Source organism: Pantoea sp. X-Soil-OKNW-556 (assembly GCF_059730695.1).
Genome location: NZ_AP035990.1, coordinates 2,186,661 through 2,201,687 on the forward strand (window position 1 = coordinate 2,186,661; position 15,027 = coordinate 2,201,687).

The 15,027-nt window shown below is 56.4% G+C and carries 12 protein-coding genes; 5 read left to right on the top strand and 7 right to left on the bottom strand.

Annotated features, from left to right (window positions below):
• The first annotated feature begins 44 nt into the window (after nt 1-44).
• Entirely contained in the window at nt 45-665 is a 621-nt protein-coding gene (locus AC6I8T_RS10150) for a response regulator transcription factor (protein WP_208725473.1), read from the top strand.
• A gap of 2 nt (nt 666-667) precedes the next feature.
• Here the strand turns inward: AC6I8T_RS10150 and AC6I8T_RS10155 are convergent, their stop codons facing one another.
• The 5 genes from AC6I8T_RS10155 to AC6I8T_RS10175 are packed head-to-tail and all read right to left on the bottom strand — an operon-like array spanning nt 668 to nt 7,856.
• A complete protein-coding gene (locus AC6I8T_RS10155; RefSeq protein ID WP_497833784.1) occupies nt 668-6,235 on the bottom strand; it encodes an ATP-binding sensor histidine kinase in 5,568 nt (1,855 codons plus the stop codon).
• Nucleotides 6,235-6,618, bottom strand: coding sequence for a response regulator transcription factor (locus tag AC6I8T_RS10160; protein WP_021183233.1), 384 nt, complete (start codon nt 6,616-6,618; stop codon nt 6,235-6,237). Before AC6I8T_RS10160 ends, AC6I8T_RS10155 begins: the two co-directional genes overlap by 1 nt.
• A gap of 44 nt (nt 6,619-6,662) precedes the next feature.
• Nucleotides 6,663-6,917 carry a XapX domain-containing protein gene (locus tag AC6I8T_RS10165; protein WP_021183232.1) on the bottom strand — a complete coding sequence of 85 codons (255 nt, stop codon included), beginning with the start codon at nt 6,915-6,917 and terminating at the stop codon, nt 6,663-6,665.
• Between the two features lie 2 nt (nt 6,918-6,919).
• Nucleotides 6,920-7,120 carry a DUF1427 family protein gene (locus AC6I8T_RS10170; protein WP_036625194.1) on the bottom strand — a complete coding sequence of 67 codons (201 nt, stop codon included), beginning with the start codon at nt 7,118-7,120 and terminating at the stop codon, nt 6,920-6,922.
• 49 nt (nt 7,121-7,169) lie between these two features.
• Nucleotides 7,170-7,856, bottom strand: coding sequence for a hydrolase (locus tag AC6I8T_RS10175; RefSeq protein WP_036625330.1), 687 nt, complete (start codon nt 7,854-7,856; stop codon nt 7,170-7,172).
• Between the two features lie 266 nt (nt 7,857-8,122).
• On the opposite strand from AC6I8T_RS10175, the gene AC6I8T_RS10180 reads away from it, so the two are divergent.
• From AC6I8T_RS10180 to AC6I8T_RS10195, 4 genes are read left to right on the top strand one after another with little or no spacing between them, the layout of a single operon-like run.
• Nucleotides 8,123-10,000, top strand: coding sequence for an amidohydrolase (locus AC6I8T_RS10180; protein ID WP_497833785.1), 1,878 nt, complete (start codon nt 8,123-8,125; stop codon nt 9,998-10,000).
• Between the two features lie 4 nt (nt 10,001-10,004).
• The gene (locus AC6I8T_RS10185; protein WP_021183228.1) at nt 10,005-10,433 is read left to right on the top strand and encodes a DoxX family protein; all 429 of its coding nucleotides are present in this window, start codon (nt 10,005-10,007) and stop codon (nt 10,431-10,433) included.
• Complete coding sequence (locus tag AC6I8T_RS10190) at nt 10,420-12,039, top strand: MFS transporter (RefSeq protein WP_497833786.1); 1,620 nt, start codon at nt 10,420-10,422, stop codon at nt 12,037-12,039. The genes AC6I8T_RS10185 and AC6I8T_RS10190 overlap by 14 nt, the downstream gene beginning before the upstream one ends.
• 50 nt (nt 12,040-12,089) lie before the next feature.
• Nucleotides 12,090-12,908, top strand: a complete 819-nt coding sequence (locus tag AC6I8T_RS10195; RefSeq protein WP_208723441.1) for an alpha/beta fold hydrolase — start codon at nt 12,090-12,092, stop codon at nt 12,906-12,908.
• Nucleotides 12,909-12,955: 47 nt separating this feature from the next.
• On the opposite strand, the gene AC6I8T_RS10200 is transcribed toward AC6I8T_RS10195, so the two are convergent.
• Both AC6I8T_RS10200 and gap read right to left on the bottom strand, forming a co-directional pair.
• Nucleotides 12,956-13,681 (bottom strand): pirin family protein, encoded by a 726-nt coding sequence (locus AC6I8T_RS10200; protein ID WP_208723442.1) that lies wholly within the window; start codon nt 13,679-13,681, stop codon nt 12,956-12,958.
• Nucleotides 13,682-13,929: 248 nt separating this feature from the next.
• Nucleotides 13,930-14,931 carry a type I glyceraldehyde-3-phosphate dehydrogenase gene (gene gap / locus AC6I8T_RS10205; RefSeq protein WP_021183224.1) on the bottom strand — a complete coding sequence of 334 codons (1,002 nt, stop codon included), beginning with the start codon at nt 14,929-14,931 and terminating at the stop codon, nt 13,930-13,932.
• Between the last annotated feature and the right edge of the window lie 96 nt (nt 14,932-15,027).

The window sequence follows — 15,027 nt, forward strand, 5'->3', positions numbered from 1 at the left end:
GACTTTTAAACATCCGTGAAATTCAGGTTGAGAAGAGATCTTCTATGAATCACATAGTTTACGTTGTTGATGATGACGAGTCGGTACGTTCTGCTCTGAGTAACCTACTTAGCTCAGAAAATTATGACGTTATCGCTTTTTCTACCGCCCAGGCCTTTCTTGACTATGCGTTTCCACAGGTTCCCGGTTGTCTGATTCTGGATATTAATATGCCGGGTGCCGATGGTTTTGCCGTGGCGAATGCGCTGAATGCGCGTGGTTATGTTATCCCAACCATTTTTCTCACCGGTTTCGGCACCATTCCGGTTACGGTTCGGGCGATGAAAACCGGCGCTTGTGAGTTTCTGACCAAGCCAGTCGATCCGGATCGCATATTACAAGCGGTGGCCGAGGCGCTGGCGATCGCGGAAGAGAATCTGGCTTCCTCGCAGGAAAAGTACGACATCACGTCCCGCCATCAATCGCTGACGCCGCGTGAAAGTGAGGTGATGTTGCTGGCGATCAGCGGCCTGCTCAATAAGCAAATCGCCGCTGAGATGGGTATCAGTGAAATCACCGCCAAGGTACACAAACGTCGGGTGATGGAAAAAATGAATGTCCGTTCGTTATCCGACCTGGTGCGTGCTGCTGAACGACTGAATATTCTCAGCACGCGCCGTCGCTAATCTTATACGCTGGCTGGCGGTTCGGTGGGTAAGGTAAACCAGAACACACTGCCGCAGTCAGCCCGGTTTTCCCCTTTCAGCTCACCACAGTGCTTTTTAATGATGCCGTGACTGATGGTCAGACCCATGCCCATCCCCTCTTTTTTCGTGGTATAGAACGAATCAAAGATATGTTCCTTCACCGCGTCAGGAATACCTGAACCGGTGTCCCGCACCTCAAAACGGATGGTACCCGGTGTGGGGTTAGCGGTGGCAAGCGTCAGGACCAGTCCACGATCTTCGATGCCGGTCATAGCATCAATGGCGTTCACCACCAGGTTCAGTAGCACCTGCTGAATCTGGATGCGGTCACAATAAACTTCCGCGTGCTCGGCGTGCAGCTTCAGCTCCAGTGAGATCCATTTACGTTCAATCTCCGCCCGTGAAAGCGCCAGGATATCGCGCGCAATTAAATGCAGGTTGGCTTTGGCATACACCGAGTCATGTTTGCGGGTTAACGCCTGCAAGCCGCGAATAATATCGCCGGCGCGTTTGCCTTCCTGCAAAATCTCATCAAGGCTGAAGCAGGCATTCTCAATATGGCTCTGCTCACGTTTCAGCCAGCGCAGGCTGGCACCGGCATGCGCGACAATCGACATCAGCGGTTGGTTGATTTCATGCGCAATTGACGCGGTTAACTGACCGACGGTGGTGGCGCGCGAAACCCGCGCCAAATCCGCCTGCGCCATCCGGGCGGCATCTTCAGCCCGGCGTTGTACCGTGATGTCCGAAATGGTGCCGAAATATTCTTTCACCTCCGGCCAATTATTCACCGGATCGCCGATCCCTTTGATGTAACGACATTCACCATCCGGGCGGATAATACGAAATTCCGCCTGCATGCTGATGCCGTTCTGTACGCTGTCGCTGACCAGGTCGTTGATACATTGATGGTCATCGGGGTGCACGAAGGTCATAAAATCCGCCATCGACAGCGTTTTCGGTTGTTCCGGCAAACCGAGAATACGTAGGTACTCATCCGATACCGACATTAAATCCTGTTCAATCTCCCAGCTCCAGGTGCCGGTATGACTGATTTTCTCCCCCAGCATCAGCGACGTCTGGCTGGTGCGTAATTGCTTCTCCACCCGGCGGCGATGGATGTTCTCCTCCAACAATTCCGCATATAAACGGGCGGTTTCGATTGAAACGGCGGCCTGGGCGCTCAGGGTTTTCACGATATGTGATTGTTCGGCGGTAAATACATCCGGCATCAGGCGGTTTTCAAGGTACAACACCCCCACCATATTGGCCTGTTTGAACATCGGTACGCACATCACCGCCGCTCCCGAGGAAACCAGATACGGGTCCTGACTGAAGGGGCTGAAATCCTCCGGTTTGCCGGTACGGATCTCCTGCCCGGTGCGGATCACCGCGGAAAGCACCGACAACGGCAAATCGCTGGCTGTCGGGCGTTGTTTAACGATCCTGACTTTGACGCCATCGGCATTCGCTTCCGCCCAGGCTTCCGTTTCCGGGATATTGCCATCCAGCACGCGAATCAGCAGGCAACGCTGTGCGCCCGCGCGCTCCAGCAGCATACGCATCAGGATATGGATCAACCGGTCGAGATTGATCTCCTCCGTCAGGGCGCGCACCGCCGTGACCACGCTCTCGAGGTCGCGAATCGATTCATCCTCAAACGGAATGGTGGTGAAGGCATTGCCCGGTTTTTGCGTCGCCAGTTGGGGATAGCGTTGCTCAAGCTGCCGCACTTTGGCGAGCGCCCCCCAGTTTTCCCAGCCGCTGATGGCCCCTTTTAAATAGGCATCGGCCGGGACATTCAGGTTCCAGGCCTTGGCGCAATCCCCCGCCAGCTCGTAAGCCAATGCATTGATATGCACGTAACCTGCTTTGCGCGACAGATTGATCGCCATTTCGTACTGACTCAGCGCCTCGCCCACTTCACCACGCAGGCGCGCCAGTTCAGCAGCCAGTAGTGCCACCTTGTCAGCAAACAATTCGGGATTCAGCACCGACCACTGCACCAGCTGCTCAAAATGCGCGTGGACGGTTTTGTGCAGCGCAGCATTCGCCTGGCCGCTTGCCAGTGGGACGGTGAGCGTCAGGGCGCTGAAGAAATGTAAATCCATCAGGTAGATATAACCCGGTACGGCTTTGACCAGGTACGCGGCTTCGGCAAAACAGGGGGTGGCCTGCGTATATTCACCGGCATAGAAATGCGCCATACCGCGATACAGCCACGACCAGAACAACACCATCGCTTTTGGCCCGGAAACGGGGCCTGGCTCGCTGCCGACCAGGTGAGTTGGAAAGGCATCGACACCGCTAAATTTTTCCCGACGGCTGCCGCGCAGATGCATCACCAGATGCTTTTGCATCAACAACACGTTTTCCACATCGGGATAAAACGATTTCTGCGTAAACGCCAGCCCCCGTTCAATGGTAGTCTGCACCGACTCCAGATGATCGCCACGCGTCAGGTAGTTCATCACCTGATGACGCAATGAAAGACAGGCAAAGGATTTGTCGCCATGCGCCAGCGCCACATTGAAACTTTTCTTCGCGCAATCGATTGCGAAGGCCAGCGGTTGCGTCCAGATCCCCACTTGATCAAGAGGCAGCAACGTGCGGGCTTTAAAACGTAAAAAATTATGTTTCTCAGCCAGTTGGCTGGCGAGCAGCCCGGACTTAAAGCCGTAATGATATTCCTGGTAGCGGTCAGTAATCAGCACGCTAAACCACGACAGACCGAACACCGAGGCCCCGGCAATGCCATGATCCAGCGTCATATCGAGGATTTTGCACACCAGCAGCAGGTGCAGCTGGGGACAATCGTACGACGACGCAAAGATGGTGCTGGCCATCAGGTTCAGCACCGACTCTTTTTCGCGATTCGCCATCAGCGGCAATACGCCCAGTGTGGCCGCCGGGTCTGGCCCCAGCCGGGCTTTCAGGGCATACCAGGCCGCATTGCACTCCTCTTCGTCGGGATAGCGATTAAAGTGCACACCAAATACCGAAAGCCATGCCAGGGCTGTCTCCAGCGCCAGAAAGTTGTCCGACTGGCGCATATGAATTTCCGCCGACAGGCAGGCCGCGGCCGATTTCTCGGTCAAACTGCCGGGCATACCGAGCAGCGCGGTACAGCGCGTTTGCGCCTCGTTAAGATTACCCTGCAAAAACTGGCACTCCGCCTCTTCAAAGCCGAGCAGGAAATGCTCGCCCTCGCCGCGCTGATCATTCAACACGCGCGCGGTGCGCAAATAGCGTAACGCAGAGGCATAATCCCCTGCCCGTTTGGCGCGCTGCGCTGCCGTCAGGCTCAGTTGAAAGTAGTTACGATGTTGCACCGCATCTACCGGCATATCCGCCGCCATCGCAATATGATGCACCGCGCGGAACAGCATCTCATTGCCTTCGGCACGCGGTGCGGATGCAGCCAGCAACGCTGCCGCCTGCTGATGGATAAGCAATTTCTGTCTGGGACCGATCAATAAAAACGCCGCGTCATGAACTCGACCGTGGGTAAAGGCGTAGTCATTATCGGTAATGGTGATAAACCGTGCCGCCAGCGCCGGTCTTAACCGTTGCTGAACATGATGCGGGCGGGTGCCAAGAATCTGGCTGAGCAGTCCCAGTTGTCCCTTGGCACCGAGACAGGCCATGCTCCCCAACAGTTGGCGTGTCGGCTCTGGCATCCGTTCCAGTTGTCGTACCACCAGGCTGGCGACATTATCGGTGTAATGACGTGCCCGCAAAGCACCTTGATCGTAATGCCACTTCAGCGGGTCCTGGGTATAGAAAATCAACCCGTCAGCGATCGCCTGCTTGAAAAATTCCTGTAAAAAAAGCGGATTACCCCCAGTTTTCTCATGGATCAGCTGCGCCAGTTCAGTCGTTCCGCTGCTGCGGGTATGCAACATCCCGGCCAGCCAGCGCGCCACCATTTTGGCATTCAGCGGCTCAGGGGTGATCTCAGTCAGACGTGCGGCCGCGCCACGGATACGTGTGAGAAAATCCGCTACCTGCGGACAAGGCATCGATTCTGCGTCACGGTGGGCGATCACCAGCAAAAAAGGCAGATGGTCATTACGCTGAAACACATTTTCCAGCAGTTGCAGGCTGGCCTGATCGGCCCAGTGTACATCGTCAATTAACATCACCAGCGCTTTGCCAGAAGAGGCAAACGCCTTGATCAATGCGCACGCCATCTGATGAAAACGTTCGCGCGCATCGCTTAATGTATCGGTGGTCAGCATCGTCTGAGGGATATCCAGCAGTTGACGCAATTCCGGCACCAGTTCGATAGCCAGATCGCAATCATCACCCAACGCGCGCAGCAGACGCGCGCGCCAGACCATCACGTCGGCGGCAGACAAGCCAAGCAGATATAAAGTGAGCGTTCGGAACGCGGCGCTGAGCGCCGAATAAGGCACCTGCGGCGAATGTTGATCCGCTTTGCCGACCGTGAGCAGAATCGGCTTGTGTTGCAGCTTTTTCAGTGCCGACGCGATAATTGCTGATTTCCCTGCTCCCGGCGCGCCCCCAATCATCACCAGATGATGCGTGCCGCTGCGTTGTACTTCATCCAGCGCATCCAGTAACACCCGAGCCTGGGCATGGCCGGTAAACAGCGTTTCGACACGATAATTGCTGGTGAAACGCTCCTGAAGTCCGAGGGTAAAAGCAGCGATGGTGCCTTGTGGCGTCAGGGTCGCTTTGCAGCGTCGCAGGTCAGCCAGTAAACCATCGATGGTTTGGTAGCCATCCAGCGGCGATTTTGCCAGCAAACGCAGGATAATGGCCGACAGCATGGCCGGTACATCGGGGCGAATCGCTTCAGGTGGGCGCGGTGCGGTGGCCAGATGGTGATGGATCCACTCCGCCTGGCCAGCCTGCGGAGAGCCAAAGGGTAACTTACCGGTCAGCATTTCATACAGCACCACGCCGAGGCTGTAGAGATCACTCAGATTGCTGACCGGAAAAGGGGTGCGCCCGGTATGTTCTGGCGACATGTATGCCAGCGTGCCACCGGAGGCGCGCAGCGAATTTTTCAGTTGCGAATCCAGCGTCACCGAGGCAAGGCCAAAGCCCCCGAGACGAAAAGATCCATCGTTGTTCAGGAACAGATGCGCCGGTTTGATATCGCCATGCACAATGCCCTGATGATGCGCCTGGCTTAATGGCAGACAGAGTTGGATGGCATTACGCAGGTAATCGGCAATCTGCTCGGGCGGCATCGCAATAATCCCCGCCAGCGTGCGATAAGGAAAGGCCGGGTACACCAGCGCATAGTGTCCCTGATAGCGGGTGTAGCCGAGGGGTTTTACCGCCCAGCGGGTTGCCAGATGCGGGGCCAGCGTCAGCTCATTTTTGAGTAGCTGCGTCCCCTGAAATGCCAGTTCGTCACTGGCGGCGGTAGCGATTATAAAAGCTTCACCGGTCGTCTCTCGTCCCATTAGCCAGGCGATGCTGCCATCCTGCGCCAGTGGGGTCAGCACCATCTCGTCCGGCAAGGTGATTTTCTGTTCTTCGTTGCCTTCCTGCGGGAGCGAGATTATGCCCATTAGCGTGTTTCCCCGTGAGACAGTTCGTTACGTATGATGGTCAGGAGCGTATCAACATCAATAGGCTTGCGCAAAAAGGTCACCGCGCCGAGCGCAATGGCATACCATTGCACCGCCTCTTCCTGCTCCGCGGAGATAAAAATCACGGGTAAGGTCACGGATTGTTGTTGCAGGATGGCGAACAGCTCAAAACCGCTCATCCCCTTCAGTCTGACGTCGATGATCAACATGGCCGCGCCGGTTAACGCTTTGTCATCGCAGAGGAGTTCTTCGCCTGATTCGTACAGGCTGGTGGTGTATCCGTCAGAATGCAGTAAATTGCTCAGGCCATTACGGACTGAGCGTTCGTCGTCAACGATAACGATATGCTGTGGCAGCGTCATGCTGTAATCCTCCGATAATCCTCACGCAAGCGTGAGGATGTTCCTTAGGGTTCCTTCTCTCCTTCGGGCGGCGGTGTGCCACTGATTTTTGGCACACATTCGTGGCGGAACCAGGCCAGAGTCACCGGCTGACGGCGAATCAGCCGTTGCGCCAGCGGCACCAGTTGCTCCCCCACCAGCATGCCAAACAATCCCAGCAAGGCAATCACCGGTGGCGCCGGGGAATTCACATCGATCAGGCCGTAGATCACACCGGCCAGAACACCTACCCCCAACGAGATAACGTAGGATTTCAACATGTTCAGCCGACCTTATCAACGTGGGTGGTGATGGTGCTGGCCTGCGGCTGTGGCTTGACATGCGCCATAATCTGCCCACCAATAATCATGCCCAACAGGCCGACTAACGCAATCGCAGGCGGTGCTGGCGATCGTACCCGCAGTAGCGCGTAAAACAGCCCCACCAGCACGCCCGCCCCCAGAGAAATGATCAACGGATTCATCATGATCCTCCTGTGACCGGCACAACAGGTGCCGGTCAACCGCAGGGAATTAGCGTGCCGGAACCGGTGCCAGGGTGCGGTGCTCGCTCTCCTGACGTGAAGGTGCTTTGTGCACCATCGTGTAGGCATAATCCACGCCAATGCCGTATGCGCCGGAATGCTCTTTGGCGATCTTCATCACTGCGTCGTAGGTATCACGGTGTGCCCAGTCACGCTGCCACTCCAGCATTACCTGTTGCCAGGTTACCGGGATCACGCCCGCCTGGATCATGCGCTGCATGGCATAGTCATGGGCTTCTTTTGAGGTGCCGCCAGACGCATCAGCCACCATATAGATTTCGTAACCCCCTTCCAGCATGGCGCACAGCGCAAAGCTGTTGTTACAGACTTCAGTCCACAGGCCAGACACCACCACTTTCTTCTTACCGTTTGCAGCCAGCGCATCACGTACTTTCTGGTCGTCCCATGAGTTCATCGAGGTACGTTCCAGAATATCCAGCCCCGGGAACACGTCCAGCAGCTCAGGGTAGGTATAGCCGGAGAAACTTTCGGTTTCGACGGTGGTGATAATCGTCGGGATGTTAAACACCCTGGCCGCTTTCGCCAGCGCGACGGTGTTATTTTTCAGCACCTGACGGTCGATTGACTGTACGCCAAACGCCATCTGCGGTTGCTGATCGATAAAGATAATCTGGCTGTTAAGCGGGGTCAGAACTTCAAGTTTTGAGTTGGACATGAATTTACCCATTGAGGTTAGTAACTGGATTTCCGCGAACAAAGATACGGAGCAAAAGTGGCAGTCACCGGCTGGTCACTGTCCGATCTGAGTTTAGGTGGCATGGGGGGGCCGGACCATTATCTCTGTGTATAGGTATACGTTCGTATAGGTATCCCTTTGTATAACTAGACGGTGTTTCTCCCCGCTAACCATAATCCTGAGCTGATGGTGCGACCGCGCACTCCCCGTCCGGCCAACCCGGACATCTCAGTTCAGGAGGATCTATGGTGACGCTCGGTAAGGCAGAGCTGATTTTAATCAACGGCAAATTCCACACCGTCGACCGCGCCAACCCGGTAGCCGACGCTGTAGCGATTCGCGAAGGAAAATTTCTGGCGGTGGGCAGTCAGGCGGAAGTGATGGAACATCACTGCGAAGGTACGAAGGTGATCGACCTTAAAGGTCATACTGCGGTGCCTGGCCTGAATGACTCGCATCTGCACCTGATCCGTGGCGGTCTCAATTACAACCTCGAACTGCGCTGGGAAGGCGTGCCTTCACTGGCCGATGCACTGCGTATGCTGAAAGAACAGGCGCTGCGCACGCCATCGCCGCAGTGGGTGCGCGTAGTGGGAGGCTGGACCGAGTTTCAGTTTGCTGAACGCCGCATGCCGACGCTGGAAGAGATCAACGAAGCTGCACCCGACACGCCGGTGTTTATCCTGCACCTGTACGATCGCGCCCTGCTCAACCGCGCCGCCCTGAACGTGGTGGGATACACCAAAGACACCCCCAACCCACCGGGTGGCGAAATCCAGCGCGACAGCAACGGCAACCCGACCGGCATGCTGATTGCGCGCCCGAATGCGATGATCCTCTACGCCACGCTGGCGAAAGGGCCGAAATTGCCGCTGGAGCTGCAAATCAACTCCACCCGTCAGTTTATGCGTGAACTGAACCGTCTTGGCCTGACCAGCGCCATCGACGCCGGGGGCGGTTTCCAGAACTACCCCGACGATTATGAAGTGATCGCCGAGCTGCACAGCAAAAAGCAGATGACGGTGCGTATCGCCTATAACCTGTTTACCCAGCGTCCCGGTCATGAACTGGAAGATTTTGAAAAATGGACCGATATGCTGACGCCAGGCCAGGGCAGCGACTATTTCCGGCATAACGGTGCCGGTGAAATGTTGGTGTTCTCCGCCGCCGACTTCGAAGATTTCCTTGAGCCGCGCCCGGATTTGGCCCCCGGTATGGAAGATGAACTGGAGCGCGTGGTGCGTCATCTGGTGGAACACCGCTGGCCGTTCCGCCTGCACGCCACCTACAACGAATCCATCAGCCGTATGCTGGATGTGTTTGAGAAGGTGGATCGCGAGATTCCGTTTAACGGCCTGCACTGGTTCTTTGACCATGCCGAAACAGTGACGCAGAAAAATATCGACCGTATCAAAGCCCTCGGCGGCGGCATTGCGGTGCAGCATCGTATGGCGTTCCAGGGGGAATACTTTGCGGAACGTTATGGCATTGAAGCTACCCGCCATACCCCGCCGGTGGCGCGCATGCTGGAAACCGGCGTACCGGTTGGTCTGGGTACCGATGCGACTCGCGTCGCCAGTTATAACCCGTGGACCGTGCTGTACTGGCTGGTTTCTGGTCGTACCGTGGGTGGCATGCAGATGTATGACGTCAACGCGCGTCTCGACCGTGACACCGCGCTGATGCTGTGGACGCAAGGCAGTGCCTGGTTCTCCAGTGAGCAAGGTAAAAAAGGCCAGATCAAAGTCGGCCAACTGGCGGATATGGCGGTGCTGAGCAAAGACTTCTTCAGCGTGCCCGAGGAGGAGATCAAAGGGATCGAATCCGTGCTGACGGTGGTGGATGGCAACGTGGTGTATGCCGCCGGGACGTTCAGCAGCGAAGCGCCACCGACCCTGCCGGTACTGCCGGAGTGGTCGCCGGTGGTGAAGGTACCGGGCCACTACCGCAGTGCGCCTCCCGGTGCCACCACCCGCGTTGGCATGATGCCGCAGGCGCACCATTGCAGCGGCCCTTGCGGTGTGCACAGCCACCAGCATGATATCGCCCGTGGCGCTAACGTCCCGGTAGCCGAAGACAACGCCTTCTGGGGCGCGCTCGGTTGCAGCTGCTTTGCGTTTTAAACTTATGAAAACGTCATCGGTTTTCTCATTCCCGCCCCGGATCGATCTGGGGCTGTTCTTCCTGCGCCTGACCGGCAGCCTGTTGCTGCTGCATGTACATGGTCTGCCCAAGGTGTTTCATTTCCAGCAGGAACTGACGCGCATTGAAGACCCGTTCGGCATGGGGCCGTATATGAGCCTGATCCCGGCGATCATCGCCGAGGTTGTCTGCCCGATCCTGATCATTCTGGGTTGGTGGTCACGACTGGCCTGCCTGCCAATCATCGGCGTGCTGCTGGTGGCGATGCTGGTGGTGCACCCGGACTGGACGATTGCTGACGGCCAGTTTGGCTGGTTGTTGCTGATCATCTTCACTACCCTGGCGCTCACCGGTCCGGGTGGCTGGCGTATCGGCGTCAAAGCAAAACAGGAGCTGCGTCATGGCTCAGGTTAATGATATGCACAGCGCGATGGTAACGGAACTCCCGGCGCAAGCCGCCTCGCCGTGGCAACCGTTGCAGCAGCCGGTTTTCCGTATGCTGTGGCTGGCGACAGTGGTTTCCAACATCGGGTCATGGATGAACGATGTCGGCGTTAACTGGAGCATGTTGACGTTAAGCGCCGATCCGCTGTCGGTGGCGCTGGTGCAGGCCGCCAGCAGCCTGCCGATGTTCCTGTTCGCGCTGCCCTCCGGGGTGATGGCCGATATCGTCGATCGCCGTAAATATCTGCTGTTTTCGCAACTGTGGGTGTTTATCGCTGCCGCCGGTCTGACGCTGCTCTCCTTTTTGGGTCTGGTGACGCCGTGGGTGTTGCTGGTGGCGGCTTTCCTGCTCAGTACCGGTGCCGCGATGAGTTCACCGCCCTTTCAGGCCATCGTGCCGGATTTGGTGGAGAAACATGAACTGGGACCGGCCATCGCGCTTAACTCGCTCGGCATTAATATCAGCCGCGCCATTGGTCCGGCGCTGGGTGGTCTGATCCTCTCTTTTGCCGGTCCGTGGATGGTGTTCCTGCTCAATGCCCTGTCGGTGCTGGGCGTGGCCTGGGTGTTGTATCGCTGGAAAGCGCCCGCCAGCATCCAACGCCTGCCGCCAGAACACTTCTTCCCGGCGGTGCGGGTGGGATTGCGCTACGTCCACGCTGCCCCGGTGTTTCGTAACGTGCTGGTACGCACCTTTGCCTTCTTCCTGTTTGGTAGCGCCGGATGGGCATTGTTGCCGCTGGTCGCTCGGCGTGAACTCGGTCTGGGGCCTGGCGGTTACGGCATTATGCTGGCCTGTATCGGCGTTGGTGCCATCTGTGGCGCGGTGCTGCTGCCCGGCTTACGCAAAAAATTCAGTGCCGACCGCCTGATGGTGCTCGCCAGCATGCTGTTTGGTCTGACAATGCTGGCGCTGGCCTTAATCCGCCATTTCTGGTGGCTCAACGCCTGTGAGTTCTTTACCGGTTTTGCCTGGATTGCGGTGCTTTCCACCCTCAACCTCGGCGCGCAGCGGAGCGCGGCAAAGTGGGTGAAAGCGCGGGCGCTGGCGGTTTACCTGACGGTGTTTTTCGGTTCAATGACCATCGGCAGTGCCGTGTGGGGACAACTGGCGGCTCATTTCTCCATTCCGCTGTCGCTGACCTTCGCCGCCGTCGGCATGTTTCTTTCCTGCGCGACCGTCTGGCGTTGGCGGCTCGATCAGGACCCGGATTTAAATCTGGAGATCCTTAATGACACCGACAACAACCCGACGCCCGAGATCCACCACAACCGTGGCCCGGTGATGGTCAGCTATGAATATGTGATCCGCAATGAAGATGCCCATGATTTCACGGTGTGTATGCAGGATATGCGCCGGGTACGCCGTCGAGGCGGGGCCATCAACTGGTCGATTTATGAAGACGTGCTGCAACCGGGCATTTTCGTGGAAACCTTTGTCGTCGGTTCGTGGATGGAGCACCTGCGTGAAAAGGAGCGCTACACCATGAACGACCGCAAAATCCAGAGCCGGGTTTACGCCTTCCATCAGGGCGAAAGTTTGCCCGAAGTTCGTTATCTGGTTGCTCCGGCATGACGCCGCAACCCTGACATATCAACCCACAACAGCAATAAGAGGTCCATGCAATGAGCACGTTTAAAACCACAGATGGTACGCAGATTTATTTTAAAGATTGGGGCAAGGGTAAGCCGGTGCTGTTCAGTCACGGCTGGCCGCTGGATGCAGATATGTGGGACAGCCAGATGAATTTTCTGGCCGAACGTGGCTATCGTGTTATCGCTTTTGACCGTCGCGGTTTTGGTCGTTCCGATCAACCGTGGCAGGGCTACGACTACGATACCTTCGCCTCCGACATTAACGATCTGATCAACCATCTGGGTCTGGATAAAGTGACACTGGTGGGTTTCTCGATGGGCGGTGGCGATGTGACCCGCTATATCGGCAACTACGGCAGCGCGCGCGTCACCAGCCTGGTGCTGCTGGGCGCGGTTACCCCTATTTTCGGTAAAGCGGCAGATTACCAGGAAGGCGTCGATTTGTCGGTGTTTGCCGGTATTCGCGACGGTTTGCGTAAAGATCGTGCTCAGTTTATCAAAGACTTTGCTGCACCTTTCTATGGCACCAATGCCGGCCAGACTGTCTCTGAAGGGGTGCTGACCCAGACGCTGAATATCGCCCTGCTGGCCTCGCTGAAAGGCACGCTGGATTGCGTAACGGCGTTTTCTGAAACCGATTTCCGCGCCGATATCGCCAAAGTGGATGTGCCGACGCTGGTGATCCACGGCAGTAACGATCAGATTGTGCCGTTTGCGACGACCGGTAAAGTGGCGGCGGAGATGATTTCCGGTGCTGAACTGAAAGTGTACGACAATGGCCCACATGGCTTCGCCGTGACTCATCAGGATCAGTTGAATGAAGACCTGCTGGCGTTTCTGCAACGTTAAGGTCTGATACGTAGCGGCGCGATAACTCGCGCCGCTACGGAACATTATCAACGGGAAGGATGGTTCACTTCCAGCGGGCGCAGATCAAACAACAACACTTCTGCGGCCTCACCCTCGCTAAACGTCAGTGTCTTCTCATTACGTACTCGCGCGCCATCTCCGGCTTTGAAGGTCACGCCATTAACGGTGACGTTACCGCGTGCCACATGAATATAGGCGTAACGATCATCATCCAGCGTGATGGTTTGCTGCTCGCCGGCATCGAATAACCCGGCATAAATCCGCACGTCCTGACGGATGCTGAGTGCGCCCTGCTCACCCTCTGGTGACACAATCAGCCGCAGATGGCCGCGTTTTTCATTCTCTGGCACCGAGATCTGCTGGTAGCCCGGCGGGGTATTTTTCTCATCCGGCACCACCCAGATTTGCAGGAAGTGCACCCCGTCTTCGCTGGAGTGGTTGAACTCGCTGTGCGTCACGCCGCTACCGGCGCTCATCAGTTGCACATCACCGGGGACAATCACCGAGCCGGTACCCATTGAGTCTTTATGTTCCAGCGCCCCTGCCAGCACATAGGAGATGATCTCCATATTGCTGTGCGGGTGAGCGCCAAATCCACGGGCTTTTGCCACCCGGTCATCATTAATCACCAGCAGGTCAGAAAAGCCCACCTGTTTCGGGTCCCAATAGTTGGCGAATGAGAAGGTATGGTGTGAATGCAACCAGCCGTGGGCACCTACACCACGTTGTTCTGACAGGCGTTGTTCAATCATGATTTGCTCCTTAATCTTCTGTGTTTAACCGGATAAAGGGGTTGTTTCCCTTCGTTGAACACAGATTAAGGTAAACAAATTTGCCGAACAATTACGTCAATCTGCAATCAGTGTAACGATTTAGTGGACAATCATGTGATAAAAAAGCGCGAAAAATCGCGCCGCTACGCAAGTCTGTCGCGGCGCGATGCATCGCGCGTTAAAAGTCTGCCAGTTTGTAGCGGCGCGATTTATCGCGCGTCAGGCAATTACAGATTGGAGAACTTATGCAGCACCCGCACCAACTGGGTGACAAATCCGTATTCGTTGTCGTACCACGACACGGTTTTCACCAGCTGGACATCGCCCGCTTCGCTGATTTCCGTCTGGGTGGCATCAAAAATCGAGCCAAACGGCAGACCAATCACATCGGAAGAGACAATCGGGTCTTCGGTGTAATTAAAGGATTCGTTGTTTTCACATGCCAGCTTCAGCGCGGCATTGATCTCCGCCACCGTCACCTTTTTATCCAGCACCGACACCAGCTCAGTCACAGAACCGGTTTTGACCGGTACGCGCTGCGCATGGCCCTTTAGCTTGCCGGACAGCGCCGGGATCACCAGACCAATGGCTTTAGCCGCCCCGGTGGTGTGCGGAATCACGTTTTCCACCGCTGCGCGGGAAGCGCGGAAATCTTTACCCCGTGGCCCATCCACCAGCGCCTGGGTACCGGTATAGGCGTGCACGGTGGTCATGGTGCCAACCTTAATACCAAAACTGTCGTTCAACGCTTTCGCCATCGGAGCCAGGCAGTTGGTGGTGCAGGATGCCACCGAGATAATGGTGTCATCGGCGGTCAGGGTGTCGTCATTGACGTTGAAGACGATGGTTTTCATCTCCCCGGCCGGGGCTGAGATCAGCACTTTTTTGGCCCCGGCATCCAGGTGCGCCTGGGCTTTTTCCGCCGAGGTGTAGAAGCCGGTACATTCAATCACCACATCCACACCGAGATCGCCCCAGGGAATGTTCTTCGCTTCTTTTTCGGCAAACACCTTGATGTTGTTGCCGCCGACCACCAGGTTTTGCCCCTCCGCGCTCACGGTCGCCGGGAATGCGCCATAGTTGGAGTCATACTTCAGCAGGTAAGCCAGCATTTCTGGTGAGGTGAGATCGTTAATGGCAACAATTTCAACGGGTTCTTTTTGCTCCAGCAGGCGACGCAGAACCAGCCGACCGATACGTCCAAAGCCGTTAATACCGATTTTTTTCATAACAGAAGTCCTTGCCAATGGTGAAGAGGAATTCAATAACAACCGGGAAAGATGACAAATAAATTAACGCAACTGCGGCCTTTGCCCCACACATTC